Below are 754 nucleotides of genomic sequence, written 5' to 3'. Positions count from 1 at the left end.
TGTTTTTAATAGAATTTAGCTTTTTTTCTGATAGAAAAATTTTTTAATGAGATTTCTTCTTCCATAAACTATAAAGTGTAAATCATACTTTACATTTTTCTTTTATACCAACTTAACAAAGAGAATTTCCCAATTGATTTATTACTTATTTTTCATAAAAAATATAGCCCCTCCCTAATATTATTAGGAAGGGGCTATATACAAATACCAGTTTAATTTCCTACTAAACATTGTAACGAATTAAACGATATTAATACCTGCACTTACATATCCAGCAACTGTAGATATTATACTACCTGCTGTTAATGAAACGTATAGTAGTATTTTATCTCCAGCGGCTACTGAAATATTTTCAGCTACGATCCCTGATGCGGTATCAAAAAGATTTATCGCGTTAAATACTGGTAATAACAATAGAGGTGCTCCCTGTACTGTAAACACATTACTTGCTGCAGGTGCAGTTAATATTTGTATTTGAACTTGAGCAGTTCCTAATAAAGTTACCGCAGCTGTTGCACTAAAGAAACCTGCTAACGACGTAATAGTCCCTGCTCGTGGTGCTACAAATGCATAGTCACCTACATTTAACGCTAATGTGATAGTAGTTCCACCTGCTAAATTTATACCAGGCTGAGCAAATCCAAATCCAAGGAGAGTTCCTGTACCAACAACTCCTGCTACCAGGTTAACTAAAGCAGCTGGTGTTGTACCTGAAGCATATGGAATAATAGCTCCCTGGCCTGTTGCTCCTGTT

General features: G+C 35.0%; 1 protein-coding gene. It reads right to left on the bottom strand.

Features of this window, described 5'->3' with window-relative positions; genetic code table 11:
• Window positions 1–240: 240 nt before the first annotated feature.
• On the bottom strand, window positions 241–754 hold a 514-nt coding region (locus KI356_RS24505; RefSeq protein ID WP_274388403.1), incomplete at its 5' end, for an exosporium glycoprotein BclB-related protein.

Source organism: Bacillus hominis (genome assembly GCF_018332515.1).
Taxonomy (GTDB): Bacteria; Bacillota; Bacilli; order Bacillales; family Bacillaceae_G; genus Bacillus_A; species Bacillus_A hominis.
The sequence above is the reverse complement of the archived record's forward strand: the minus strand, read 5'-3'. Positions and strand labels throughout refer to the sequence as shown.